The following is a 22913-nucleotide window of genomic DNA, read 5'->3' on the forward strand; positions in this document are numbered from 1 at the left end:
GAAGGAGCACGTGCTCCTCGCCCGCCAGGTCGGCGTGCCCTACATCGTCGTCGCCCTGAACAAGGCCGACATGGTCGACGACGAGGAGATCCTCGAGCTCGTCGAGCTGGAGGTCCGGGAGCTGCTGAGCTCGTACGAGTTCCCGGGCGACGACGTTCCGGTCGTCCGGGTCTCCGCGCTCAAGGCGCTGGAGGGCGACAAGGAGTGGGGCGCCAAGCTCCTCGAGCTCATGGCGGCGGTCGACGAGTCGATCCCCGAGCCGCAGCGTGACATCGACCGGCCGTTCCTCATGCCGATCGAGGACGTCTTTACGATCACTGGTCGTGGCACCGTGGTCACCGGCCGCGTCGAGCGCGGAATCGTCAAGGTCAACGAGACCGTGGAGATCGTCGGCATCAAGCCGGAGACCACCTCCACCACCGTGACCGGTGTCGAGATGTTCCGCAAGCTGCTCGACGAGGGGCGTGCCGGCGACAACGTCGGTCTGCTCCTGCGCGGTATCAAGCGTGAGGACGTCGAGCGCGGCCAGGTCATCGTCAAGCCGAAGTCGATCACCCCGCACACGGTGTTCGAGGCTCGCGTCTACATCCTCAACAAGGATGAGGGCGGACGGCACACGCCGTTCTTCAAGAACTACCGCCCGCAGTTCTACTTCCGCACCACCGACGTGACCGGCGTCGTGACCCTCCCCGAGGGCACGGAGATGGTCATGCCGGGGGACAACACCGAGATGACGGTCGAGCTGATCCAGCCGATCGCCATGGAGGAGGGTCTGCGCTTCGCCATCCGAGAGGGTGGCCGGACCGTCGGCGCGGGCCAGGTCACGAAGGTTCTCAAGTAGTAGCCGTGGGCGGTGGGTCCGGGCGTGTGTACGGACCCACCGCCCACTGCGCTGCCTGACCAGACGGGGCCCGGCTCCACGTGTGGCGGGGTCGCCCCGGCCAGGCAGGGCTCTCGCGAGACTCGGCTGCCGAGGACAACCGGCCGCCGGTAAGGGACGCAGCCCGGTCCCGGTCGACACGTCGAGCGGGACCGGCACGAGACAGCGGTACAACCGGCAGATTCTTTCCGCCGGCGGCGCGGTGCCAGGCTCGCCGCGCGGCCGGCGGTGAGGATCTACGGGCGGTGACCCGGTAGCGATACCGGCCGGACGAGACAGACAGGACAGGCGAAGCCCACCATGGCGGCACAGAAGATCCGCATCCGGCTCAAGGCCTATGACCACGAGGTCATCGACAGCTCGGCGCGGAAGATCGTCGAGACGGTGACGCGGACGGGCGCGCAGGTCGCGGGACCGGTGCCGCTGCCGACGGAGAAGAACATCTACTGCGTCATCCGGTCGCCGCACAAGTACAAGGACAGCCGCGAGCACTTCGAGATGCGGACGCACAAGCGGCTGATCGACATTCTTGACCCGACGCCCAAGACGGTCGACTCGCTCATGCGCCTCGACCTGCCCGCCGGCGTCGATATCGAGATCAAGCTGTAAGAGGGGCCGGCGCAGTCATGCTCATCCGCAACTACAGAGGGCTCCTGGGCACCAAGCTCGGGATGACCCAGGTATGGGACGCGAACAACCGCGTCGTGCCGGTCACCGTCATCAAGGCCGGACCTAACGTCGTCACGCAGGTCAAGACGCCTGACTCGGACGGCTACTCGGCCGTGCAGCTCGGTTACGGCGAGATCGACCCGCGTAAGATCAACAATCCCGCTCGCGGCCACTTCGCCACCAGTGGGGTGACGCCTCGGCGCCACCTCGTCGAGCTGCGGACCGCCGACGCCGGCAACTACCGGCCCGGCCAGGAGCTGACCGGCGAGGTGTTCTCCGCCGGGACCGTCGTCGACGTCACCGGCACCTCGAAGGGTAAGGGGTTCGCCGGTGTCATGAAGCGTCACGGGTTCAAGGGCCTGGGCGCGGGGCACGGCGTCGAGCGCAAGCACCGCTCGCCGGGGTCGGTCGGCGGCTGCGCCACTCCCGGTCGCGTGTTCAAGGGCCTGCGCATGGCCGGCCGGATGGGTCACGTGCGCACAACGACCTCGGGGCTGACGATCCACGCCGTCGACACCGAGCGCGGCTATCTGCTGGTCAGGGGTGCGGTGCCCGGCCCGGACGGTGGTCTGGTCCTCGTGCGCAGCGCGGCCAAGCGCCCGGCGCCCGAGACCATCGCCCCGGCGGCCGAGCCGGCCGATACCGGTGAGGAGGTCTCGGCATGAGCCGGGTGGCCACATCCGACCCGAGCGTCACCACGCGCACCGTCGCGGTGCACGCGCCGAACGGGGGCGACGGCGGCAGTGTCGAGCTGCCCGGTGGCGTGTTCGACGTGCCGCTCAACGTCCCGCTGATCCACCAGGTCGTGGTGGCGCAGCTCGCGGCGGCCCGCCAGGGCACGCACGACACGAAGACCCGCGGCGAGGTCCGCGGCGGTGGCCGTAAGCCGTATCGGCAGAAGGGCACCGGCCGGGCCCGGCAGGGATCGCTGCGGGCTCCGCAGTTCACCGGCGGTGGCACCGTGCATGGCCCCACGCCGCGCAGATACGACCAGCGGACCCCGAAGAAGATGAAGGCCGCCGCGCTGCGCGGCGCGCTGTCCGACCGGGCCCGCAACAACCGGGTGCACGTGGTGTCCTCGCTGGTCTCCGGCGAGGCGCCGTCGACGAAGAGCGCGATCACCGCGCTGCGGACGATCGCCGACACCCGCCGGGTGCTGCTGGTGGCGAGCCGTTCGGACGAGCTGACCTGGAAGAGCCTGCGCAACGTCGCGGCGGTGCACCTGCTCGACCCGGGCCAGCTCAACACCTATGACGTGCTGGTGAGCGACGACGTGGTCTTCACTGAGGAGGCGCTGGCCGCATTCCTTGCTCGTGACACCCGTCCGGCGACCTCTACCGCCGGGACCGAGGCTGCCGCGGGCACCGAAGGTGTGGCCGGGGCGGAGGAGAACAAGTGATTCCCGACCCGCGTGACGTGATCCTGCGGCCGGTCGTCTCCGAGAAGAGCTACGGCCTGCTCGACGAGAACGTCTACACCTTCATCGTGCGTCCGGACGCGAACAAGACCCAGATCAAGCTCGCGGTCCAGCAGATCTTCAATGTGCGGGTCCTGCGGGTGAACACCATCAACCGGCAGGGCAAGCGCAAGCGGACCAAGCACGGCTGGGGACACCGGTCCGCCTCCAAGCGGGCCCTGGTGAGCCTGGCTCCCGGTGACACGATCGAGATCTTCGGAGGCCCCGGTGCCTGAGCGCGTGCGCTCCGCGGCGGCGGTGGGTCCAGGACGGTAGGAAGCCATGGGTATTCGTAGGTACAAGCCGACGACGCCGGGGCGTCGTGGTGCGAGCGTGGCCGACTTCGTCGAGATCACTCGTGACCACCCGGAGAAGTCGCTGGTCCGCCCGCTGCACTCCAAGGGCGGGCGCAACGTCCACGGCCGGATCACCACCCGGCACCAGGGCGGCGGCCACAAGCGGGCGTACCGGGTCATCGACTTCCGGCGGGACAAGGACGGGGTGCCGGCCAAGGTCGCGCACATCGAGTACGACCCCAACCGCACCGCCCGGATCGCGCTGCTGCACTACCTCGACGGGGAGAAGCGCTACATCCTCGCGCCGGTGAAGCTCAGGCAGGGCGACACGGTCAGCTCCGGCGTGGGCGCCGACATCAAGCCCGGCAATGCGCTGCCGCTGCGCAACATCCCGACCGGCACGGTGGTGCACGCCATCGAGCTGCGTCCCGGTGGTGGTGCGAAGATCGCCCGCAGCGCCGGCACGAGTGTGCAGCTCGTCGCGAAGGACGGCCCCTACGCCCAGCTGCGGATGCCCTCCGGTGAGATCCGCAACGTGGATGTGCGCTGCCGCGCGACGGTCGGCGAGGTCGGCAACGCGGAGCAAAGCAACATCAACTGGGGTAAGGCCGGCCGGATGCGCTGGAAGGGTCGCCGACCCACCGTGCGTGGTGTCGCGATGAACCCGGTCGACCACCCGCACGGTGGTGGTGAGGGTAAGACCTCCGGCGGTCGTCACCCCGTCAACCCCAAGGGCCGTCCGGAGGGGCGGACCCGCGCGACCCGCAAGTCGTCCGACGCGCTCATCGTGCGTCGTCGCAAGCAGAACAGGCGGCGGTAGTGGTGATCTCCAGGCCCCGGGCCGCGTCGACCACCAGCGCGCCGCCGACCAGCCGCACCCATCGGATCTGAGCAGGAAGGAGGAGACACAGCCATGCCACGCAGTCTGAAAAAGGGCCCGTTCGTCGACGACCACCTGCTCAAGAAGGTGGATCTGCAGAACTCCAAGGGCACCAAGCACGTCATCAAGACCTGGTCGCGCCGGTCGACCGTGATCCCCGACATGCTGGGGCACACGATCGCCGTGCACGACGGCCGCAAGCACGTCCCGGTCTTCATCACCGAGGGCATGGTCGGGCACAAGCTCGGCGAGTTCGCCCCGACCCGGACCTTCCGTGGCCACGTCAAGGAGGACCGGAGGTCACGCCGTGGCTGACGATCTCGTTGACGGCCTGACCCGGGCCGGTCTTCCCGGGGCCAAGGCCTCGGCCCGCTATGTCCGGGTCTCGCCGACGAAGGCCCGCCGGGTCGTCGACCTGGTGCGCGGGCGCTCGGTCGGCGAGGCGCTGGACATCCTCCGGTTCGCTCCGCAGGCGGCCAGCGAGGACGTGTACAAGGTTGTCGCCAGCGCCGCGGCGAACGCCGAGAACAACCACAGCCTCGATCCGGCCACCCTGTGGGTCGGCGAGGTCTACGTGGACGAGGGGCCGACGCTCAAGCGCATCCGGCCCCGCGCCCAGGGCCGGGCCTATCGGATCCGCAAGCGCACCAGCCACATCACCGTCGTGGTGGAGAGCCGGGAGCCGGTCTCCGCGGCCGGCCGGGGCGCCAAGACGACCGCGAAGACGACAAGGAGGGCCCGGTAGTGGGGCAGAAGGTCAACCCGCACGGGTTCCGGCTTGGTATCACCTCGGAGTTCACCTCTCGCTGGTACGCCGACAAGCAGTACAAGGCGTACGTCGGCGAGGACGTGAAGATCCGTAAGATGATGTCGCGGGGCATGGAGCGGGCCGGCATCAGCCGGGTCGACATCGAGCGGACCCAGGGGCGGCTGCGGGTGGACATCCACACCGCGCGCCCAGGCATCGTCATCGGTCGCCGTGGCGCCGAGGCCGACCGTATCCGTGGCGACCTGGAGAAGCTCACCGGCAAGCAGGTGCAGCTCAACATCCTCGAGGTGAAGAACCCCGAGGTCGACGCCCAGCTCGTCGCCCAGGGGGTGGCTGAGCAGCTCTCCAGCCGGGTCAGCTTCCGCCGGGCGATGCGCAAGGCCATGCAGACCGCGATGAAGGGCGGCGCGAAGGGGATCCGGGTGCAGTGCTCGGGTCGTCTCGGTGGCGCCGAGATGAGCCGGTCGGAGTTCTACCGCGAGGGTCGGGTGCCGTTGCACACCCTTCGCGCGGACATCGACTACGGCTTCTATGAGGCCCGGACGAACTTCGGCCGCATCGGCGTGAAGGTCTGGATCTACAAGGGCGACGTCGTCCAGAGCCGGGCCGAGCGTGAGGCGCAGGAGGCGCTGCAGCGCCAGACCCGCCGGGAGCGCCCGCGCCGCGGGCCGCGTTCCGGCTCGTCCGGCACGACCCAGGGCGGGACCGAAGCGGGCCGGGCGGCGGCCCGCAGCGAGCGCCGGGGCCGTGGTGGTGGCGGCGGGAACGCCCCGGCTGAGACTCCGGCGGGCGAGGCCGAGTCGGCCGAGTCGGCCGAGTCGACGGCACCTGTCGCGGAGTCCGCCACCGCGGCGCCGAGTACGCCGGCCGCGACGCCTGAGGCGGCCGTGGCGAACACTCCGGAGAAGGCGGAGGAATAGACATGCTGATTCCCCGGAAGGTCGCGCACCGCAAGCAGCACCACCCCGGGCGGACCGGTGCCGCCAAGGGCGGAACCCGGGTCACGTTCGGTGAGTACGGGATTCAGGCCCTGGAGTCGGCTTACGTGACGAACCGGCAGATTGAGTCGGCCCGTATCGCGATGACCCGGCACATCCGTCGTGGTGGAAAGGTCTGGATCAACATCTACCCGGACCGTCCGCTGACCAAGAAGCCGGCCGAGACCCGGATGGGTTCCGGTAAGGGCTCGCCTGAGTGGTGGGTCGCGAACGTCAAGCCGGGCCGGGTCCTGTTCGAGCTGTCCGGGGTCGCGGAGCCGGTGGCCCGCGAGGCGATGCGGCGGGCCATCCACAAGCTGCCGATGAAGTGCCGTTTCGTGGTCCGTGAAGGTGGTGCGTAATGGCTGTCGCTACCGCGGACGAGCTGCGGAGCCTGTCGGGCGAGGAGCTCGTCGACAAGCTTCGGGAGGCCAAGGAGGAGCTGTTCAACCTCCGGTTCCAGGCGGCGACCGGGCAGCTGTCGAACAACCGCCGGCTGCAGGCCGTGCGGCGCGACATCGCCCGGATCTACACCGTCATGCGCGAACGGGAGCTGGGTATCACCGACGATCCGGCGGTGGCGGCCGGCGCGGCGGACGATGACGCGACGCAGTCGGAACGGGCGTGAGGACAGTGACAGACGAGACGGCCTCCCAGGAGGCTTCGCAGAGCACGGACGCGGCGGCTCTCCCCCGCGGATTCCGTAAGGTCCGAGAGGGCCTCGTGGTCAGCGACAAGATGACCAAGACCGTCGTGGTCGCGGTCGAGGACCGGGTGCAGCACCCGCTGTACGGCAAGACGATCCGTCGTACCAAGAAGGTCAAGGCGCACGACGAGAGCGGCACCACCGGTGTCGGCGACCGCGTCCTACTGATGGAGACGCGGCCGCTGTCGACGACCAAGCGGTGGCGGATCGTTCAGGTCTTGGAGAAGGCGAAGTAGTGAAGTAGTTCTGGCCCGGACGCCGGGGCCGGGCAGGACCGGGTGATCAGTAGTACCGGGTGATCAGGAGCGGAAAGTGATTCAGCAGGAGTCGCGACTTCGGGTCGCCGACAACACCGGAGCGCGGGAGATTCTCTGCATCCGGGTGCTCGGCGGCTCTGGGCGTCGTTACGCGGGGATCGGCGACATCATCGTCGGCACGGTGAAGGACGCCCTGCCCGGCGCCGGCGTGAAGCGCGGCGACGTGGTCAAGGCGGTCGTGGTGCGTACCACCAAGGAGCGCCGGCGGCCGGACGGCTCCTACATCCGCTTCGACGAGAACGCGGCGGTGCTCATCCGGGACAGTGGTGACCCTCGGGGCACCCGCATCTTCGGGCCGGTCGGCCGGGAGCTGCGTGACAAGAAGTTTATGAAGATCATCTCGCTGGCGCCGGAGGTGCTGTGACCGTGGCCACTTTGAAGATCAAGAAAGGCGACACGGTCCAGATCATCACCGGCAAGGACCGTGGGCTCAAGGGTAAGGTCATCCGCGCCTACCCGGAGCAGAACAAGGTCCTCGTCGAGGGCGCGAACCGGATCACCCGGCACACCCGGGTCCAGCAGAGCACGCGCGGCTCGCAGTCCGGGGGCATCATCACCCAGGAGGCGCCGATCCACGTGAGCAACGTGATGATCGTCGACCCGTCTGACGGGAAGCCGACCCGGATCGGTTACCGCATCAACGACGACGGCACCAAGGTGCGTGTCTCGCGGCGCACCGGCACCGAGCTGTAGGCCGAGCGAGCAGTCGAGCAGTTGGGAAACGAGATTAGACCATGACTGTGACCACCGAGGGCCGGACCATCGAAGGCCGGACCACCGGCGCTCGCCCGGTTCCACGGCTCAAGCAGCGGTACCGTGACGAGATCGCCCCGGCGCTGCGGGACCAGTTCTCCTACCGCAACGTCATGCAGATCCCCGGCGTCGTCAAGGTCGTCGTCAACATGGGGGTCGGAGACGCCGCCCGGGACGCGAAGCTGATCGATGGCGCTGTGCGGGATCTCGCGGCCATCACCGGTCAGAAGCCCGCGGTCCGGCGCGCGAAGAAGTCCATCGCCCAGTTCAAGCTGCGCGAAGGGATGCCGATCGGCGCCAAGGTGACGTTGCGTGGTGACCGGATGTGGGAGTTCCTCGACCGCCTCGTCACCATCGCGCTGCCGCGTATCCGTGACTTCCGCGGGCTGTCGCCGAAGCAGTTCGACGGTGCCGGCAACTACACCTTCGGGGTGACCGAGCAGTCGATCTTCCACGAGATCGATATCGACCGGATCGATCGGGTTCGGGGCATGGACATCACGGTCGTCACCACCGCGACCACCGACGACGAGGGCCGGGCGCTCCTGCGGGCGCTGGGCTTCCCCTTCCGGGAGAACTAGAGAGATGGCCAAGAAAGCACTGATCGAGAAGTCGAACCGTAAGCCGAAGTATGCGGTCCGGGGTTATACCCGATGCCAGCGCTGCGGCCGGTCCCGCTCGGTGTACCGGGGCTTCGGGCTCTGCCGGGTATGCCTGCGGCAGATGGCGCATCGTGGCGAGCTGCCCGGCGTCACCAAGAGCTCCTGGTAGGCCGGTACCGCGCCCCGGACCGGGGCCGGCACGGCTCCACCGGCAGCACGGCTCCACCGCACCACCACCGCACCTCCACCCGATCGCGGCAGGCCCGGCATCCAGCGGCCGAGGACGACCTCGGCGCCGGCGGGAACCGCCGTGAGAAAGGCGTCAAGCCATGACGATGACCGATCCGATTGCGGACATGCTCACGCGTGTCCGGAACGCCAGCCGGGCGTACCACGACCGCGTGGTGATGCCTCACAGCAAGATCAAGACGCACATTGCCGAGATTCTCCAGCAGGAGGGATACATCTCCGGCTGGCACGTCGAGGACGCGACCTCGGCTGGCGGCGTCGGCCACACCCTGGTCATCGATCTGAAGTACGGCCCCAACCGGGAACGCTCGATCGCCGGGATCAAGCGCATCAGCAAGCCGGGTCTGCGGGTCTATGCCAAGGCGACGAACCTCCCGAAGGTCCTCGGGGGCCTGGGCGTCGCCATCATCTCCACCTCGTCGGGTCTGCTGACCGACAAGCAGGCGGGCAAGCGGGGCGTGGGCGGGGAAGTCCTCGCCTACATCTGGTAAGGAGGGCGAGCGATGTCACGGATCGGGCGCCTGCCCATTCCCGTCCCCAGCGGTGTCGATGTCACCGTCCAGGGAGCCACCATCACCGTCAAGGGGCCCAAGGGCACCCTGAGCCACGTCGTGGCCGAGCCGATCGTGGTGAACACCGAGGACGGTCGGCTCCTCGTGACCCGGCCCGACGATGAGCGTCGCTCCCGGTCGCTGCACGGCCTGACTCGCACCCTGGTCTCCAATATGGTCACCGGCGTCACCGCCGGATACTCGAAGACCCTGGAGATCGTCGGCGTCGGTTACCGTGTCCAGGCCAAGGGCTCCGACCTGGAGTTCGCCCTCGGATACAGCCACCCGGTGCCGGTCAAGGCCCCGGAGGGCATCCGCTTCGAGGTGCAGACCCCGACCCGCTTCGTGGTCCACGGGATCGACAAGCAGCTGGTCGGTGAGGTCTCCGCGAAGATCCGCGGGCTGCGCAAGCCCGACCCGTACAAGGGCAAGGGCGTGCGCTACCAGGGCGAGGTCGTCCGCCGCAAGGTCGGGAAGACCGGGAAGTAGGAGATAGATCATGGCAGTGAGCCTCGGCGCCAGCTCGCGCCGACGGACCGCGAAGCTCCGTCGGCACGTCCGGGTGCGCAAGAAGGTGGCGGGCACCCCGTCCCGCTCACGGCTCGTCGTCACCCGGTCCTCGCGGCACATCTACGCCCAGGTCATCGACGACGTCGCCGGCCACACGCTGGCGTCGGCGTCCACCCTGGACGTGTCGCTGCGCGGCGGCGAGGGGGACAAGACCGAGCAGGCCCGCAAGGTCGGCGCACTGGTCGCCGAGCGCGCGAAGGCGGCCGGGATCGCCGCGGTCGTGTTCGATCGCGGTGGGCGGACCTACTCCGGCCGCATCGCCGCGCTCGCGGACGCGGCGCGGGGGAGCGGGCTGGACTTCTGATGACTTCCCCCAGCCTTTACTGTCAGTCCAGCCTTTACCGCCAGTACAGCCAGAACAGGGAGATGTTGTAGATGCCAGGCCAGCAGCGCCGCGGCGGCGGCTCCGGCGGCTCGGACCGTCGGGAACGCCGGGACCGGTCGGGCAGCGGCCCGGCGCAGGAGAAGAACGCCTACGTCGAGCGGGTTGTCGCGATCAACCGCGTGGCGAAGGTTGTCAAGGGCGGACGTCGGTTCAGCTTCACGGCGCTCGTCGTGGTCGGTGACGCGGACGGGACCGTGGGCGTCGGCTATGGCAAGGCCAAGGAGGTTCCGGCCGCCATCGCCAAGGGCGTCGAAGAAGCCAAGAAGCACTTCTTCAAGGTGCCCCGGATCGGTTCGACGATTCCGCACCCGGTGCAGGGCGAGGAGGCAGCCGGCGTCGTGCTGCTCAAGCCCGCCTCGCCCGGTACCGGGGTCATCGCCGGTGGTCCGGTCCGTGCCGTGTTGGAGTGCGCCGGTGTGCACGACGTGCTCTCGAAGTCGCTCGGCTCATCGAACCCGATCAACATTGTGCACGCGACGGTCGCTGCTCTGCGTGGCCTGATGCGTCCCGAGGAGATCGCCGCCCGTCGCGGCCTGCCGCTGGAGGACGTCGCTCCGCCGGCCATGCTGCGAGCTCGTGCGGCGGGAGCCGGTGTCTGATGGCCAAGCTGCGCATCACGCAGATCCGGTCGGGGATCGGTGGTACCTCGAACCAGCGGGCCACGCTGCGTACCCTTGGTCTGCGGAAGATCAACGCGACGACCGTCCGTGATGATCGTCCCGAGATTCGCGGGATGATCAGAACTGTGACCCATCTTGTCCGGGTCGAGGAGGTGGACTCCTAGCCATGGCCGAACTGACGAAGACCGACGCCGGTGACGACACCGGCGCCACCGGCGCGGGCACTGAGGCCGGCTCGGCGCAGGCCGTCCGTGGCCGCGGCCTGAAGGTGCACCACCTCCGGCCGGCCCCCGGCGCCCATAAGTCCAAAACCCGCGTCGGTCGCGGTGAGGGTTCCAAGGGCAAGACCGCCGGGCGGGGCACCAAGGGCTCGAAGGCCCGCAAGCAGGTGCCCGCCCGGTTCGAGGGTGGCCAGATGCCCCTGCACATGCGCCTGCCCAAGCTGAAGGGCTTCCGCAACCGGTTCCGCGTCGAGTACCAGGTCGTGAACGTCGCCACCCTCGCGGAGCTGTTCCCGCAAGGTGGTGAGGTCACCAAGGCCGCCCTCGTGGCCAGGGGTGCGGTGCGGGGCAAGTCGCCGGTGAAGGTGCTGGGCAACGGCGACATCGACGTCGCGCTGCACGTGAGCGCGGACGCGTTCTCGGCCTCCGCGAAGGAGAAGATCGCCGCTGCCGGCGGGAGCGTCACGCAGAGCTGAGAGCATGGGTGGGGGTATGGGCCATGTCACCCTGCTCCCACCCCGGCCCCGCCCGTCCGGACCCCTCGCCAGGCGGCCGTGCGCCTCGGCGTCAGCCGTCTCTTGCGGTCCACCATCGCTTACCCATGGTGATGTCGGGACGAGTGGGCCGGGTGTCCTGTTACAGTCGCCTAACCGACCTCGGCGACCGGCCGGGGGAGGCGATCCGCACTGGGCAGGATGTCCACTTCCCGTCGGTCCGCAATCCCAGCAGGAGGAGCCGTGCTCACCGCCTTCACGCGGGCATTCCGCACGCCTGACCTGCGCAAGAAGCTGCTGTTCACCGTCGGTATCGTGGTGCTGTTCCGGTTCGGCAGCGTCATGCCGTCGCCGGGTGTCTCGACGTCCGCAGTGAACACCTGCCTGGACTCGGCGAGTGCCGACAGCAGCAACGTCTACTCGCTGATCAACCTGTTCAGTGGTGGGGCTCTGCTGCAGCTGTCCATCTTCGCGCTTGGCATCATGCCGTATATCACATCGAGTATCATCATTCAGTTGCTCGTTGTGGTGATCCCTCGGCTGGAGCAGCTGAAGAAGGAGGGCAGCTCGGGCGAGCAGAAGCTTACACAGTACACCCGGTACCTGACGATCGCCCTCGGTCTTCTGCAGGCCACCGGCATCGTGGCGCTGGCCCGCAGCGGCCGGCTGTTCCCCGACTGTTCGGCCGCCATCATCCCGGACACGAGCCTGTTCCGGATCGCGACAATTGTCATCACGATGACAGCGGGTACCTCGGTCATCATGTGGATGGGTGAGCTGATCACCGCCCGGGGGGTCGGCAACGGCATGTCGCTGCTGATCTTCACCTCGATCGCGGCGAGGCTTCCCTCCGAAGGCGGACGCATTCTCCAGGTCGCCGGCGGTGTGGTGTTCGGCCTGGTGCTCCTGCTCGGTCTCGCGATCGTCGTGTTCGTCGTGTTCGTCGAGCAGTCTCAGCGTCGCATCCCGGTCCAGTACGCCAAGCGTCTAATCGGGCGGCGGATGTACGGCGGGACGTCGACCTACCTGCCGATCAAGGTCAACCAGGCCGGGATCATCCCCGTCATCTTCGCGTCCTCGCTGCTGCAGCTCCCTCAGCTTGCCGGACAGGTGTGGAGCAACCAGAGCTTCCAGGACTTCGAGCAAAGATACCTCTCCAGGGGTGGCCATCCATTCTATCTGGTGACATATTTCGCACTCATCATCTTCTTCACCTATTTTTATGTTGCGATCACCTTCAACCCGACGGAGGTCGCGGACAATATGAAGAAGTATGGTGGGTTCATTCCCGGGATCAGGCCGGGGAACCCGACGGCGGAGTACCTCAAACATGTACTCGACCGAATCACGCTCCCGGGATCGCTGTTCCTCGGCGTGATCACGGTTCTTCCGTTGGCACTGCTGAACCTGACCAAGGACCAGCCGTTCCCCTTCGCGGGCACGTCGGTTTTGATCATGGTGGGGGTTGGGCTGGAAACCGTGAAGCAGATCGAAAGCCAGCTCATGCTCCGCAATTACGAAGGTTTCCTCCGGTAGTGCGCCTCGTACTGGTCGGGCCGCCCGGTGCCGGAAAGGGCACCCAGGCCGCGTTCATTGCCCAGGCGCGGTCGATCCCCAAGATCTCCACCGGGGACATCTTCCGGGCGAATGTGCGACAGGGAACGGAGCTGGGCGTCAAGGCCAAGGCCTTCATGGATGCCGGTGATCTCGTACCGGACGAGATCACCATCGGTATGGTCCGCAACCGCTTGGCCGAGGACGACGCGGTCAAGGGATTCCTGCTCGATGGTTTCCCTCGCAACGTCCCGCAGGCCGAGGTGCTCGGGCAGATGCTCGATGGCATGGGGACCCGTCTGGACGTGGTGCTCGAGCTCGTCGTCGACGACGACGAGGTGGTGCGCCGGCTGTCCGGTCGGCGAACCTGTCGGAACTGCGGTCATATCTGGCACATCGACTTCGACCCGCCGTCGGTCGAGGGCGTCTGTGACCGGTGTGGTGGCGAGCTGTTCCAGCGCGACGACGACCGGTCGGAGACGGTCCGTCATCGGCTCGAGGTCTACGCGGACCAGACGTCGCCGCTGGTGGCGTACTACGCCGAAAAGGGCATCCTGATCGGTATCGACGCCACCGGACCGGTGGACAACGTCACCGACCGCGCGCTCGACGCCCTGCGGCACTACGGCGACTGAACCCGTCGGCCTGGTCCGGGCGCGGACCAGGCCGAACGTGGCTCCCGAGCTTTTCGCGGAAGATCGTTGGAGTACGTCCTGCGGGGGTCGGCGGCTAGCATCGGAAACGGACACAACACGAACACGGACCGGGGCGACGAGCGTGGCGCGACGAGAACACGTCCAGATCAAGACGGCGGCGGAGATCGCCAAGATGCGGGTTGCTGGCCTGCTCGTCGCGAAGACGCTGGCGCGGCTGCGTGACGCGGTCGTCCCCGGGGTCACCACGGCCGAGCTGGACGCCCTTGCCGAGAAGACGATCCGGGACGACGGCGGTATCCCGTCCTTCAAGGGCTATGCCCAGCCGCCGTATCCGGCCTCGATCTGCAGCTCGGTCAACAACGAGGTGGTGCACGCCATCCCCACCCGCAAGCGGGTGCTGCGCGAGGGCGACATCATCTCGATCGACTGCGGGGCGATCGTGGACGGCTGGCATGGGGACGCCGCGATCACCGTGCCGGTCGGTGAGGTCGCCCCGGAGGTTCTCGCGATGATCGACACGTGCGAGGGCGCGCTGTGGGCGGGCCTCGCCGCCGCCCAGCTCGGTGGAAAGCTCACCGACATCAGCGCCGCCGTCGAGCGGCATGTCCGTCCACATGGCTACGGCATCGTCGATCACTACGGGGGCCACGGTATCGGCAGCGAGATGCACCAGCCCCCCCACGTGCTCAACCACGGCCGGCCCGGCCGTGGCATCCGGCTGATCGAGGGCCTTGCGCTGGCCATCGAGCCTATGATTACCATGGGGTCGCCGGACACGGCCGTGCTCCCCGACGACTGGACCGTCGTGACCCGCGACGGCAGCCTCGCCGCCCACATCGAGCACTCGGTGGCAATCACTCCGCGTGGGCCGTGGGTGCTGACGGCGCCGGACGGCGGAGCGGCGAAACTCACCGAGCTCGGGGTCGCCTGCGGGCAGCCGGCTGACGCCCCGTCTGGAACCGGCTGAACCGGCTGAGGTCGGGTCGACTCTGAGCGGGGGTCGTGTTGACCCTTGACGGGGGTCGCCGCGTACACTCTTTAGCTGGCGGTCTTCTCACGCCGGTGTGCTCCACCGTGTCGATAGCAGTCCTGTCTATGGCAGTTGCGGTCGGTGGCAGTGTGGTTGGTGGGTTCGGGCTCCTCTCGGGGTAGTTCAAGCCTCTGACCTTGGCTTTTCCGAATATTTCGGAGGGCCGACCGGTCGCGGCCGAGCCGCCGTCCCATAGCCGACGTCAGGACAGCGGAGGACATGCCGAAGAAGGACGGGGCCATCGAGATCGAAGGCCGTGTGGTGGAGCCGCTCCCGAACGCGATGTTCCGGGTGGAGCTCCAGAACGGTCATCGTGTTCTCGCCCACATCAGCGGGAAGATGCGCCAGCACTACATCCGGATCCTGCCGGAGGACCGCGTCGTGGTCGAGCTCTCGCCCTACGACCTGTCCCGCGGCCGCATCGTCTACCGCTACAAGTAGTCGATCTCTTCTCACTCGCCCGTAGCTCCACTCAATCGCCACGCGCGGCCCGCGGCTGCGCAGGAGGTCCGCAACAGCCGTGAAGGTCAAGCCCAGCGTCAAGAAGATCTGCGACAAGTGCAAGGTGATCCGTCGCCACGGGCGAGTCATGGTCATCTGCGACAACCTTCGTCACAAGCAGCGTCAGGGCTGATGTCCTGACGGGTGCGGCCTCGTCCCGGCGGGTGGCGCAGCACGTGCCGCCCGCCGAGAGGCGGCCCACCGCATCCAAGCGATGCCAGGCGTCCCATCCGGGACGACCTACCCCCGGTCGGAGGCCGGGGCCCGCCCGGCCCGGCGCCGGCCGGGACGGCATCGCCCGAGACCTCCGGCCGCAGGAAGGAAACATCCGTTCATGGCACGCCTCTCCGGCGTCGACCTTCCCCGCGAGAAGCGGGTTGAGATCGCTCTGACCTACATCTTCGGGATCGGCCGCAGCCGCTCCCGGGACACCCTCGCCGCCACCGGGGTCAACCCGGACACGCGTGTTCGTGATCTGAGCGAGGAAGAGATCGTCAGACTGCGCGACTGGATCGACGCGAACTACCGGGTCGAGGGTGACCTCAACCGGGAGATCAAGCAGGACATTCGCCGCAAGATGGAGATCGGGTGCTACCAGGGGCTCCGTCACCGGCGTAACCTGCCCGTCCACGGCCAGCGCACGCACACCAACGCGCGCACCCGCAAGGGCCCGCGCCGCGCCATCGCCGGCAAGAAGAAGGCCGGCAAGAAGTAGTCAGGGTCCCCGGCGGACCGCTCGGGCCCGCCGCCGCCGACCACTGATCGACGACCTCGTACACGGAGACCACACGCGAACATGCCTCCCAAGACGCGCGCAGCCGGCGCCAAGAAGGTCCGGCGTAAGGAAAAGAAGAACGTCGCCCACGGACACGCTCACATCAAGAGCACGTTCAACAACACGATCGTCTCCATCACCGACCCGTCCGGGAACGTGATCTCCTGGGCCTCGGCGGGCCATGTCGGCTTCAAGGGCTCCCGCAAGTCCACGCCCTTCGCCGCCCAGATGGCGGCCGAGAACGCGGCCCGCAAGGCGCAGGAGCACGGGATGCGTAAGGTCGACGTCTTCGTAAAGGGCCCGGGTTCCGGCCGGGAGACCGCGATCCGTTCCCTGCAGGCCGCGGGCCTCGAGGTCGGTGCGATCCAGGACGTCACCCCGACCCCGCACAACGGTTGCCGCCCGCCCAAGCGGCGCAGGGTGTGACCATGCGGCGAGGCGGCCGCGGCCGGAGCTCCACGCCGGCCGGTGTCGTGGCGTTGCGTTCGAGTTCGCGCCAGGAAACGAGAGAGAAGGATTAGATGGCCCGTTACACCGGCGCGGACTGCAAGCGTTGCCGCCGCGAGAAGACCAAGCTGTTCCTCAAGGGCAGCAAGTGCGACACCCCGAAGTGCCCGATCGAGATCCGGCCCTACCCGCCGGGCGAGCACGGCCGTGGCCGCACCAAGGACTCCGAGTACCTGCTGCAGAAGCGCGAGAAGCAGAAGTGCGCCCGAATCTACGGCGTGCTGGAGAAGCAGTTCCGGGGCTACTACGACGAGGCGAATCGCCGGGCCGGCAAGACCGGTGACGAGCTGCTGAAGATCCTTGAGTCGCGGCTCGATAACGTCGTGTACCGGGGTGGCTTCGCACCCTCGCGGGACGCCGCCCGTCAGGCCGTCCGGCACAGCCACGTCCAGGTGAACGGCCGCAAGGTCGACATCCCCAGCTATCGGATCAGCGAGAACGACATCGTCGAGATCGCGCCGAAGGCCCGGGAGCTCACCCCGTTCATCGTGGCCCGGGAGACCGCGGGTCAGGGTCGGGCCGTTCCGGCCTGGCTGGAGGTGATCCCGAGCCAGCTGCGGATCCTGGTGCACTCGCTGCCGGCGCGGCAGGTGATCGACACTCAGGTGCAGGAACAGCTGATCGTCGAGCTCTACTCCAAGTAGGGTCTGCCGGCGTCGTCCCCGCAGTCAGGGGGCGGAGCACACTGGAGTCCGGGCGGGCCTCCGCCCGGACACCACCCCGTGGGCGGAACGGACCGATGTTCCGCCCACCGGCTCCCGTCAGGGGGCCCGCACCACACGGCGTCATATGGCGGTCGCCGTGGTCGGAAGGACGTTCTCATGTTGATCGCTCAGCGTCCCACCCTCATCGAAGACCCGATCTCCGAGTTCCGTTCACGCTTCGTGATCGAGCCGCTGGAGCCGGGCTTCGGCTACACCCTCGGTAACTCGTTGCGCCGGACCCTGTTGTCCTCCATTCCCGGTGCCTCGGTCACCAGCATCCGCATCGACGGCGTGCTGCACGAGTTCTCCACCGTGCCCGGCGTCAAGGAGGACGTGACCGACCTGATCCTGAACCTCAAGGAACTGGTCGTCAGCTCCGACAACGACGAGCCGACCGTGATGTACCTGCGCAAGCAGGGCCCCGGCGAGGTCACAGCGGCGGACATCGCCCCGCCGGCGGGCGTCGAGGTGCACAACCCCGAGCTGCGGCTCGCCATTCTGAACGACAAGGGCAAGCTCGAGATCGAGCTGACCGTCGAGCGGGGGCGCGGGTACGTCAGCGCGGCCCAGAACAAGCAAGCCGGCCAGGAGATCGGGCGGATCCCGATCGACTCGATCTACTCGCCGGTGCTGAAGGTGACCTACAAGGTCGAGGCCACCCGCGTCGAGCAGCGGACCGACTTCGACCGGCTCATCGTTGACGTCGAGACCAAGCCGTCGATCTCCCCGCGAGACGCGATGGCCAGCGCCGGCAAGACCCTGGTCGGCCTGTTCGGGCTGGCGCAGGAGCTCAACGCCGAGGCGGAGGGCGTCGACATCGGCCCGTCCGCCGCGGACGCGGCGCTGGCGGCCGACCTCGCGTTGCCCATCGAGGAGATGGACCTGACCGTCCGCTCCTACAACTGCCTCAAGCGTGAGGGCATCCACACGATCGGCGAGCTGGTCTCCCGTAGCGAGGCCGACCTGCTCGACATCCGTAACTTCGGGCAGAAGTCGATCGATGAGGTCAAGACGAAGCTGGGCGCGATGGGCCTGCAGCTCAAGGACTCCCCGCCCGGGTTCGACCCGCGCCAGGCCGTGGACACCTACGGCACCGACACGTACAGCCCGTCGTTCTCCGACCCGTCCGACGACGGCGCGGAGTTCGTCGAGACCGAGCAGTACTGACTCTCCACGAGGGCCTCCGCTTCCGGCGGGGGCCCTCGGCGACCCTCCGGTGGCGAGAGCCGCGTCCTTCGGGCGGGCAGCCTGGCTAGGCCGGTGACCAGCAGGACCGTGAAAGGAACGAGGAGCACTCATCATGCCCACGCCAACCAAGGGCGCCCGGCTCGGCGGCAGCCCCGCACATGAGCGGCTGCTGCTGGCCAACCTCGCCACCGCGCTGTTCGAGCACGGCGGCATCACCACCACCGAGGCGAAGGCCAAGCGGCTGCGTCCGTACGCCGAGCGTTTGGTGACCTTCGCCAAGCGGGGGGACCTGCACGCCCGCCGGCGCGTCATGCGCCAGGTACGCGACAACTCGGTCGTGCACACCCTGTTCACCGAGATCGGTCCGCGCTACGCGAACCGGAACGGTGGCTACACCCGGATCATCAAGATCGGCAACCGGAAGGGTGACAACGCCCCGCTGGCCCGGATCGAGCTGGTCGAGGCGCTGACTATCGGCCAGCAGGCCGTCAGTGAGGCCGAGCGGGCGCGGGACACCCGTTTCGAGGCTCGTCGCAAGCCCACCGGCGCCACCGCGGAGGCGGCGGAGGACCTGGCCCAGGAGTCGCCGACCGCGGCTGTTGTGGCAGCCGAGGCCGCGGAGCCGGCAGACACCCCCGCCGAAGGGGCCGCCGGCAAGCCGACGACCGGGCAGGCGGACGACTCCGGCACCGGGGAGGACTCCGGCACCGGGGAGCAGAACTCCGCAAACTGAGATCCGGGCCGAAGGCCGGAATCTTCGGCCTTCGGCCCGGATCTCGCGTCCTGGAGTAGATCCGCGCAGGCCCGCCGCCCATCATGGGCGGCGGGCTTTCGTTTTAGTGCCGTCGCACCGCCGCGTCGTCGCTTGCACGGGGGAGAGACAGATGTCCGATCCGGGAGTTTCCGCGGGACGATGTCCCGCGGGTCGCGAGGCGGCTGCCCGCCGGTGATGACGATGACCGACGGGCTGGTTCGGCTGCGGCTGAACCTCTCCTACGACGGGACGCCGTTCGCAGGATGGGCCCGCCAGCCCGGCCAACGCACCGTGCAGGGCGATGTGGAGGATGCCCTTATGCGGGTGGCGCGGTTGCCGGCGGTACGGCTCACCGTCGCCGGACGGACCGATTCGGGCGTCCACGCCGTCGGCCAGGTAGCGCACGTTGATCTCCCGGACGACGTGCCGCTCGGCGGCCTCGCGCGGCGGCTGAACGGTGTCCTGGACCGGGCCGTGCGGATCATCGGGCTCGCCCCGGCACCGCCCGGCTTCGACGCCAGATTCTCCGCACTCTCCCGCCGCTACGTCTACCGCATCACCGACGCTCCGTATGGAGCCGAACCCCTGCGGCGCTTCGACACCCTGGCCTGGCCTCGTCCGCTCGACGTGCCCGCGATGGCGGCGGCGGCGCTGTTCCTGGTTGGCGAGCATGACTTCGCCGCGTTCTGCCGGCGCCGGGAGGGCGCGACGACCGTCCGCACGCTGCTGCGCCTCGATGTGCTCCGCCGGCCTGACGGGGTCGTCGTGGCCGACGTCGAGGCCGACGCCTTCTGCCACTCCATGGTCCGGGCGCTGGTCGGCGCCCTGCTTGCCGTCGGGGAGGGCCGCAAGCCGCCCCAGTGGCCCGCGGCGGTGCTGCACCGAGGTGTCCGGGACCCTGCCGTCACCGTTGCGCCGGCGCACGGCCTGACGCTGGTGGACGTGCGTTACCCGCCCGATCCTGAGTTGGCCGCCCGGGCCGAGGTCACCCGGGCCGTTCGGATTCCCCCCACGCCGTCCGGTTGAGGGTGGGGCCTGGTCGCCGGTGGGCCCGGTCGCCGGTGGGTCAGTGGCGCGGGCCGTGGCCGAGTACTGCTCGGTCTCCGATGGGCTCGGTCGCGAGTGTGCTCAGATCGGTCTGGGCGTTCCGCAGCGCGGGATCGGTCCCTGCTCCCTGGGTGCCGTCGGTGTAGGCGACCTGCGTGTAGATGAGGTAGTGCCCGCGGGTGATCGCGCCCCGCCACGAGTTGTTCCCACCCGGGCCGGTGATCCGCGCGTTCGGAATCGAGTTGGCCGGGACGGGGAGGGGCACGATGCCACCGCGCCCCTGGTTGAGGATGTCCGCGGTGGCGGTGGCGGTGGCGGTGGCGGTGGCGGTGGCGGTGGCGGTGGCGGTGGTGAGCTCGTCGAGGACGAAGACGGTGACGCCGGCCAGCACCTGGCGTCCGCCGTCCCCCGGGGTGCTGAGGAACAGCGTCCGCACCACCTGCCGGCAGCGCCGGTCCTTGAGCTGCGTGACCAGACCACCGGTGAGATCTGGGCAGCCGTTGTCCAGTTTGCGGGCGAGCCGCCGGTAGTTCCGTCCCTCGGCCTCGACCTGCTCGTCGGAGAAGAACTCGTCGGCGGTCACCGGGTCGGAGTCGAGGGTCGCGCTGTTGAGGAAGCCGGCCGGGATTGGTGGGAGCGTCTGCCGGGTGGTGGGCGTCTCGCGCCCGTTGTGCCCGTTGTCCCCGCTGCGCACCGCCACGACCGCGACCGCCGCGACGAGGACGAGGACGGCCCCGGCGACGCCGGCCAGCAACCGCCGAGCGTCGTGGACCGCACGGCCCCCGGCCTGGTCCTGAGTGCTCCGCCCCCACCTCGACGGGTACGCGCCACGGGCGCTCGATGCGGCGGTGGCGGACGGTGCCGATCCGTCGATCGAATGGATGTCGACCGGATCGCCGTCGCCGAATCCGCCATCAGCCGCGGCGGGTGGGTGGGATTCGCCGGTTTCACCGATGCGGGTGGGACCGCCAGTAACGGCATCTGTGCCGGGGGAGACACCCGGATAGGCCGGCGTGCCCGAGTCCCGTGGACGGGATGCCGGGCGCTCATAGCGGGTCGGACCCGGCTGCGGTACGGATGCGGCGCCGGTCCCGGCTGGCTCCGTGCCCAAGCTCGTGGTGGTCGGGGACGGTGTTATGCCGAGCGGTGTGGTGTCGGGCTGCGTGGTGTCGGGCGGTGTGATCCGCAGGGAGGTCGGCTTCGGCGAGAACGAGTACGTCCGGGATCCCCCGAACAGGGGATCGTCGGCGGGGGGAGTCCAGCCGTCGAGGTCGGGGTGCGGGCCACCTGGGCGGGGAATCGTCACTGCTGTCGGGCCCGTGGTGCCTCCCCGGTCGGCCGGACCGGTTGCCGGACCGCCGCCCTCCGGCGCGCCGGCCGACCGCCGGCCCTCAGCCGGCGCGGGAAACGTCCGATCGTGGCCGGCGCCTCCGGACAGCGGGGTCGGCCCCTCGTGCCCGGGGGCTTCGTGCCCCTCGCGCCCGTCGGATCGCCCGCTGCCCATCTCCGTCATCCTGGTGAGAATAGCCAGCTTGTCGGCGGGATTCAGCGCGGTCAGGTGTCCATGGTCGGTGGCCGGGCCGCCTGCATGTCCGTCTCCCCTGCATGTCCGCACTGCCGGTACTGCCGGTACTCCCGCTTTCCGTGCCCCCCGGGTGGACCGCTCCGATCGCCTGGTAGCCTCAAAGACTGCTGCGCGTGACACGTCCCGTCTGCGCGCTCCACATTCTTGACGAGATTATTCTTGACGAGATCCGTGAGAGGCCCCTTGGGAGTCTCCTGGCGGGATCGTCCGAACGAGAAGGCAGACCTGTGCGCACGTACCAGCCCAAGCCCGCGGATGTCCAGCGTGTGTGGCACGTCATCGATGCCACCGACGTGGTGCTCGGTCGGCTGGCGACCCAGGCCGCCACGCTCCTGCGTGGAAAGCACAAGCCGTACTTCGCTCCACACATCGACACCGGCGACTTCGTCGTCGTGATCAACGCGGGCAAGGTCGCCCTGAGTGGGAACAAGCGGGAGCAGGCCCAGTACCACCGGCACTCCGGCTTCCCGGGCGGTCTGCGCAGCACCTCCTACGGGGAGCTGCTCGATACCCGTCCGCAGATCATCGTCGAGAAGGCGATCAAGGGCATGCTGCCGAAGAACAAACTCGGCCGAGCCCAGGGGACCAAGCTGAAGGTCTATGCGGGTCCGACCCACCCGCATCAGGCGCAGCAGCCCACCCCATTCGAGATCATCCAGGTCGCGCAGTAGCCGCGGACCTCCTGAGCCGGTCGCCGGGCGGGGTCCTCCCGCCCGCCGGTACCGGCCCCGGGAACCACGCATCAACCGAGGAAGGAACGCGACGTGGCTGTCGTGACCGACGTACAGGGCAATCCCCGCGCCACCGGGCGGCGCAAGGAGGCGGTCGTCCGGGTGCGTCTGCTCCCGGGGACCGGGCAGTGGACGCTCAACGGGCGCACGCTTGAGCAGTATTTCCCGAACAAGGTGCACCAGCAGCTCGTCAACGAGCCGCTCAAGGCACTGGATCGGACGGAGTCGTACGACATCGTCGCCCGGCTGCACGGTGGCGGCGTCTCCGGGCAGGCCGGTGCGCTGCGGCTCGCCCTCGCCCGCGCGTTGACGCTGGCGGAGGAGGAGTCCCGGCCTACCCTGAAGAAGGCCGGCTTCCTGACCCGTGACGCTCGGGTCAAGGAGCGTAAGAAGTACGGGCTCAAGAAGGCCCGCAAGGCTCCGCAGTACAGCAAGCGCTGACCTTGGATCCCCTTCGCGGGCGTGCCCCCGGAGGCGCGCTCCTGG

At 68.8% G+C, this 22913-nt stretch carries 36 protein-coding genes; 35 read left to right on the forward strand and 1 reads right to left on the reverse strand.

The window, feature by feature from the left end; genetic code table 11:
• From AC08OU_RS00540 to truA, 33 genes are all read left to right on the forward strand, one after another.
• Positions 1-841, forward strand: an 841-nt coding sequence (locus AC08OU_RS00540; RefSeq protein ID WP_476604077.1) for an elongation factor Tu, incomplete at its 5' end; no start/stop codon positions are given.
• A 339-nt stretch (positions 842-1180) separates the two neighbouring features.
• Positions 1181-1489 carry a 30S ribosomal protein S10 gene (rpsJ, locus tag AC08OU_RS00545; RefSeq protein WP_007514815.1) on the forward strand — a complete coding sequence of 103 codons (309 nt, stop codon included), beginning with the start codon at positions 1181-1183 and terminating at the stop codon, positions 1487-1489.
• Between the two features lie 17 nt (positions 1490-1506).
• Positions 1507-2214 (forward strand): 50S ribosomal protein L3, encoded by a 708-nt coding sequence (rplC, locus tag AC08OU_RS00550; RefSeq protein WP_462185690.1) that lies wholly within the window; start codon positions 1507-1509, stop codon positions 2212-2214.
• Positions 2211-2948, forward strand: a complete 738-nt coding sequence (gene rplD, locus AC08OU_RS00555) for a 50S ribosomal protein L4 (protein ID WP_462185691.1) — start codon at positions 2211-2213, stop codon at positions 2946-2948. Before rplC ends, rplD begins: the two co-directional genes overlap by 4 nt.
• Positions 2945-3241 (forward strand): 50S ribosomal protein L23, encoded by a 297-nt coding sequence (gene rplW / locus AC08OU_RS00560; protein WP_011435041.1) that lies wholly within the window; start codon positions 2945-2947, stop codon positions 3239-3241. Before rplD ends, rplW begins: the two co-directional genes overlap by 4 nt.
• Positions 3242-3287: 46 nt before the next feature.
• Positions 3288-4121: a 50S ribosomal protein L2 gene (gene rplB, locus AC08OU_RS00565; protein WP_011435042.1), complete on the forward strand. Its 834-nt coding sequence runs from the start codon at positions 3288-3290 to the stop codon at positions 4119-4121.
• Positions 4122-4214: 93 nt separating this feature from the next.
• Positions 4215-4496, forward strand: a complete 282-nt coding sequence (rpsS, locus tag AC08OU_RS00570; RefSeq protein WP_011435043.1) for a 30S ribosomal protein S19 — start codon at positions 4215-4217, stop codon at positions 4494-4496.
• The gene (rplV, locus tag AC08OU_RS00575) at positions 4489-4926 is read left to right on the forward strand and encodes a 50S ribosomal protein L22 (RefSeq protein WP_476591751.1); all 438 of its coding nucleotides are present in this window, start codon (positions 4489-4491) and stop codon (positions 4924-4926) included. The genes rpsS and rplV overlap by 8 nt, the downstream gene beginning before the upstream one ends.
• Positions 4926-5870 carry a 30S ribosomal protein S3 gene (rpsC, locus tag AC08OU_RS00580; protein WP_476598536.1) on the forward strand — a complete coding sequence of 315 codons (945 nt, stop codon included), beginning with the start codon at positions 4926-4928 and terminating at the stop codon, positions 5868-5870. Before rplV ends, rpsC begins: the two co-directional genes overlap by 1 nt.
• Before the next feature lie 2 nt (positions 5871-5872).
• Complete coding sequence (gene rplP / locus AC08OU_RS00585) at positions 5873-6289, forward strand: 50S ribosomal protein L16 (RefSeq protein ID WP_009740521.1); 417 nt, start codon at positions 5873-5875, stop codon at positions 6287-6289.
• On the forward strand, positions 6289-6555 hold the full coding sequence (gene rpmC / locus AC08OU_RS00590) for a 50S ribosomal protein L29 (RefSeq protein WP_462185695.1): 267 nt from the start codon (positions 6289-6291) through the stop codon (positions 6553-6555). Before rplP ends, rpmC begins: the two co-directional genes overlap by 1 nt.
• 5 nt (positions 6556-6560) lie before the next feature.
• Positions 6561-6869 carry a 30S ribosomal protein S17 gene (gene rpsQ, locus AC08OU_RS00595; RefSeq protein WP_462185746.1) on the forward strand — a complete coding sequence of 103 codons (309 nt, stop codon included), beginning with the start codon at positions 6561-6563 and terminating at the stop codon, positions 6867-6869.
• 76 nt (positions 6870-6945) lie between these two features.
• The gene (rplN, locus tag AC08OU_RS00600; protein WP_476598534.1) at positions 6946-7314 is read left to right on the forward strand and encodes a 50S ribosomal protein L14; all 369 of its coding nucleotides are present in this window, start codon (positions 6946-6948) and stop codon (positions 7312-7314) included.
• Between the two features lie 2 nt (positions 7315-7316).
• Positions 7317-7643 carry a 50S ribosomal protein L24 gene (gene rplX, locus AC08OU_RS00605; protein WP_462185747.1) on the forward strand — a complete coding sequence of 109 codons (327 nt, stop codon included), beginning with the start codon at positions 7317-7319 and terminating at the stop codon, positions 7641-7643.
• A gap of 41 nt (positions 7644-7684) precedes the next feature.
• Positions 7685-8284 carry a 50S ribosomal protein L5 gene (gene rplE, locus AC08OU_RS00610; RefSeq protein WP_462202438.1) on the forward strand — a complete coding sequence of 200 codons (600 nt, stop codon included), beginning with the start codon at positions 7685-7687 and terminating at the stop codon, positions 8282-8284.
• A gap of 4 nt (positions 8285-8288) precedes the next feature.
• Entirely contained in the window at positions 8289-8474 is a 186-nt protein-coding gene (locus AC08OU_RS00615) for a type Z 30S ribosomal protein S14 (protein WP_011435050.1), read from the forward strand.
• 160 nt (positions 8475-8634) lie between these two features.
• A complete protein-coding gene (rpsH, locus tag AC08OU_RS00620; RefSeq protein ID WP_011435051.1) occupies positions 8635-9045 on the forward strand; it encodes a 30S ribosomal protein S8 in 411 nt (136 codons plus the stop codon).
• 12 nt (positions 9046-9057) lie between these two features.
• The gene (gene rplF / locus AC08OU_RS00625) at positions 9058-9594 is read left to right on the forward strand and encodes a 50S ribosomal protein L6 (RefSeq protein WP_462185697.1); all 537 of its coding nucleotides are present in this window, start codon (positions 9058-9060) and stop codon (positions 9592-9594) included.
• A gap of 10 nt (positions 9595-9604) precedes the next feature.
• Positions 9605-9979, forward strand: coding sequence for a 50S ribosomal protein L18 (gene rplR / locus AC08OU_RS00630; protein ID WP_462185698.1), 375 nt, complete (start codon positions 9605-9607; stop codon positions 9977-9979).
• 71 nt (positions 9980-10050) lie between these two features.
• The gene (rpsE, locus tag AC08OU_RS00635) at positions 10051-10659 is read left to right on the forward strand and encodes a 30S ribosomal protein S5 (protein ID WP_462185699.1); all 609 of its coding nucleotides are present in this window, start codon (positions 10051-10053) and stop codon (positions 10657-10659) included.
• A complete protein-coding gene (rpmD, locus tag AC08OU_RS00640; RefSeq protein ID WP_011435055.1) occupies positions 10659-10844 on the forward strand; it encodes a 50S ribosomal protein L30 in 186 nt (61 codons plus the stop codon). The genes rpsE and rpmD overlap by 1 nt, the downstream gene beginning before the upstream one ends.
• Positions 10845-10846: 2 nt before the next feature.
• Positions 10847-11377 carry a 50S ribosomal protein L15 gene (rplO, locus tag AC08OU_RS00645; RefSeq protein WP_462185700.1) on the forward strand — a complete coding sequence of 177 codons (531 nt, stop codon included), beginning with the start codon at positions 10847-10849 and terminating at the stop codon, positions 11375-11377.
• A 261-nt stretch (positions 11378-11638) separates the two neighbouring features.
• Positions 11639-12931 carry a preprotein translocase subunit SecY gene (gene secY, locus AC08OU_RS00650; protein ID WP_462185701.1) on the forward strand — a complete coding sequence of 431 codons (1293 nt, stop codon included), beginning with the start codon at positions 11639-11641 and terminating at the stop codon, positions 12929-12931.
• Complete coding sequence (locus tag AC08OU_RS00655) at positions 12931-13584, forward strand: adenylate kinase (RefSeq protein ID WP_462185702.1); 654 nt, start codon at positions 12931-12933, stop codon at positions 13582-13584. Before secY ends, AC08OU_RS00655 begins: the two co-directional genes overlap by 1 nt.
• A 142-nt stretch (positions 13585-13726) precedes the next feature.
• On the forward strand, positions 13727-14572 hold the full coding sequence (gene map / locus AC08OU_RS00660; RefSeq protein WP_462202436.1) for a type I methionyl aminopeptidase: 846 nt from the start codon (positions 13727-13729) through the stop codon (positions 14570-14572).
• Between the two features lie 282 nt (positions 14573-14854).
• A complete protein-coding gene (gene infA / locus AC08OU_RS00665) occupies positions 14855-15076 on the forward strand; it encodes a translation initiation factor IF-1 (RefSeq protein WP_006541558.1) in 222 nt (73 codons plus the stop codon).
• A 79-nt stretch (positions 15077-15155) separates the two neighbouring features.
• Positions 15156-15269, forward strand: a complete 114-nt coding sequence (gene rpmJ, locus AC08OU_RS00670; protein ID WP_003956441.1) for a 50S ribosomal protein L36 — start codon at positions 15156-15158, stop codon at positions 15267-15269.
• A 201-nt stretch (positions 15270-15470) separates the two neighbouring features.
• A complete protein-coding gene (rpsM, locus tag AC08OU_RS00675; protein WP_462202433.1) occupies positions 15471-15851 on the forward strand; it encodes a 30S ribosomal protein S13 in 381 nt (126 codons plus the stop codon).
• Between the two features lie 81 nt (positions 15852-15932).
• Positions 15933-16337, forward strand: a complete 405-nt coding sequence (rpsK, locus tag AC08OU_RS00680) for a 30S ribosomal protein S11 (protein ID WP_011435061.1) — start codon at positions 15933-15935, stop codon at positions 16335-16337.
• A gap of 95 nt (positions 16338-16432) precedes the next feature.
• A complete protein-coding gene (rpsD, locus tag AC08OU_RS00685) occupies positions 16433-17062 on the forward strand; it encodes a 30S ribosomal protein S4 (protein ID WP_476598532.1) in 630 nt (209 codons plus the stop codon).
• Positions 17063-17239: 177 nt separating this feature from the next.
• Positions 17240-18289 carry a DNA-directed RNA polymerase subunit alpha gene (locus tag AC08OU_RS00690; RefSeq protein WP_462202431.1) on the forward strand — a complete coding sequence of 350 codons (1050 nt, stop codon included), beginning with the start codon at positions 17240-17242 and terminating at the stop codon, positions 18287-18289.
• Positions 18290-18422: 133 nt separating this feature from the next.
• Positions 18423-19043 carry a 50S ribosomal protein L17 gene (gene rplQ, locus AC08OU_RS00695; protein WP_462185706.1) on the forward strand — a complete coding sequence of 207 codons (621 nt, stop codon included), beginning with the start codon at positions 18423-18425 and terminating at the stop codon, positions 19041-19043.
• A gap of 222 nt (positions 19044-19265) precedes the next feature.
• On the forward strand, positions 19266-20090 hold the full coding sequence (gene truA / locus AC08OU_RS00700) for a tRNA pseudouridine(38-40) synthase TruA (RefSeq protein WP_462202429.1): 825 nt from the start codon (positions 19266-19268) through the stop codon (positions 20088-20090).
• Between the two features lie 40 nt (positions 20091-20130).
• Here the strand turns inward: truA and AC08OU_RS00705 are convergent, their stop codons facing one another.
• The gene (locus AC08OU_RS00705) at positions 20131-21615 is read right to left on the reverse strand and encodes a hypothetical protein (protein WP_476604078.1); all 1485 of its coding nucleotides are present in this window, start codon (positions 21613-21615) and stop codon (positions 20131-20133) included.
• A 308-nt stretch (positions 21616-21923) separates the two neighbouring features.
• Here AC08OU_RS00705 and rplM point away from each other — a divergent pair, with 308 nt between their 5' ends.
• On the forward strand, positions 21924-22367 hold the full coding sequence (rplM, locus tag AC08OU_RS00710) for a 50S ribosomal protein L13 (protein WP_011435067.1): 444 nt from the start codon (positions 21924-21926) through the stop codon (positions 22365-22367).
• A 93-nt stretch (positions 22368-22460) separates the two neighbouring features.
• On the forward strand, positions 22461-22868 hold the full coding sequence (rpsI, locus tag AC08OU_RS00715; RefSeq protein ID WP_476598530.1) for a 30S ribosomal protein S9: 408 nt from the start codon (positions 22461-22463) through the stop codon (positions 22866-22868).
• The last annotated feature ends 45 nt before the right edge of the window (positions 22869-22913 follow it).

The organism is Frankia sp. CcMO1 (genome assembly GCF_977945845.1).

Bases quoted from the DNA above. Each gene is read 5' to 3' on its own strand.
- rplC (WP_462185690.1), top strand. From the start codon at position 1,507: ATGCTCATCCGCAACTACAGAGGGCTCCTGGGCACCAAGCTCGGGATG.
- AC08OU_RS00690 (WP_462202431.1), top strand. From the start codon at position 17,240: ATGTTGATCGCTCAGCGTCCCACCCTCATCGAAGACCCGATCTCCGAG.
- rplP (WP_009740521.1), top strand. From the start codon at position 5,873: ATGCTGATTCCCCGGAAGGTCGCGCACCGCAAGCAGCACCACCCCGGG.
- rpmC (WP_462185695.1), top strand. From the start codon at position 6,289: ATGGCTGTCGCTACCGCGGACGAGCTGCGGAGCCTGTCGGGCGAGGAG.
- rplQ (WP_462185706.1), top strand. From the start codon at position 18,423: ATGCCCACGCCAACCAAGGGCGCCCGGCTCGGCGGCAGCCCCGCACAT.
- rpsD (WP_476598532.1), top strand. From the start codon at position 16,433: ATGGCCCGTTACACCGGCGCGGACTGCAAGCGTTGCCGCCGCGAGAAG.
- rpsK (WP_011435061.1), top strand. From the start codon at position 15,933: ATGCCTCCCAAGACGCGCGCAGCCGGCGCCAAGAAGGTCCGGCGTAAG.
- rplE (WP_462202438.1), top strand. From the start codon at position 7,685: ATGACTGTGACCACCGAGGGCCGGACCATCGAAGGCCGGACCACCGGC.
- rpmD (WP_011435055.1), top strand. From the start codon at position 10,659: ATGGCCAAGCTGCGCATCACGCAGATCCGGTCGGGGATCGGTGGTACC.
- rpsE (WP_462185699.1), top strand. From the start codon at position 10,051: ATGCCAGGCCAGCAGCGCCGCGGCGGCGGCTCCGGCGGCTCGGACCGT.
- rpsS (WP_011435043.1), top strand. From the start codon at position 4,215: ATGCCACGCAGTCTGAAAAAGGGCCCGTTCGTCGACGACCACCTGCTC.
- AC08OU_RS00705 (WP_476604078.1), bottom strand. From the start codon at position 21,615: ATGGGCAGCGGGCGATCCGACGGGCGCGAGGGGCACGAAGCCCCCGGG.
- rplO (WP_462185700.1), top strand. From the start codon at position 10,847: ATGGCCGAACTGACGAAGACCGACGCCGGTGACGACACCGGCGCCACC.
- rpsM (WP_462202433.1), top strand. From the start codon at position 15,471: ATGGCACGCCTCTCCGGCGTCGACCTTCCCCGCGAGAAGCGGGTTGAG.
- rpsJ (WP_007514815.1), top strand. From the start codon at position 1,181: ATGGCGGCACAGAAGATCCGCATCCGGCTCAAGGCCTATGACCACGAG.
- rplD (WP_462185691.1), top strand. From the start codon at position 2,211: ATGAGCCGGGTGGCCACATCCGACCCGAGCGTCACCACGCGCACCGTC.
- rplR (WP_462185698.1), top strand. From the start codon at position 9,605: ATGGCAGTGAGCCTCGGCGCCAGCTCGCGCCGACGGACCGCGAAGCTC.
- truA (WP_462202429.1), top strand. From the start codon at position 19,266: ATGACCGACGGGCTGGTTCGGCTGCGGCTGAACCTCTCCTACGACGGG.
- AC08OU_RS00615 (WP_011435050.1), top strand. From the start codon at position 8,289: ATGGCCAAGAAAGCACTGATCGAGAAGTCGAACCGTAAGCCGAAGTAT.
- rplB (WP_011435042.1), top strand. From the start codon at position 3,288: ATGGGTATTCGTAGGTACAAGCCGACGACGCCGGGGCGTCGTGGTGCG.
- rpsH (WP_011435051.1), top strand. From the start codon at position 8,635: ATGACGATGACCGATCCGATTGCGGACATGCTCACGCGTGTCCGGAAC.
- infA (WP_006541558.1), top strand. From the start codon at position 14,855: ATGCCGAAGAAGGACGGGGCCATCGAGATCGAAGGCCGTGTGGTGGAG.
- rplF (WP_462185697.1), top strand. From the start codon at position 9,058: ATGTCACGGATCGGGCGCCTGCCCATTCCCGTCCCCAGCGGTGTCGAT.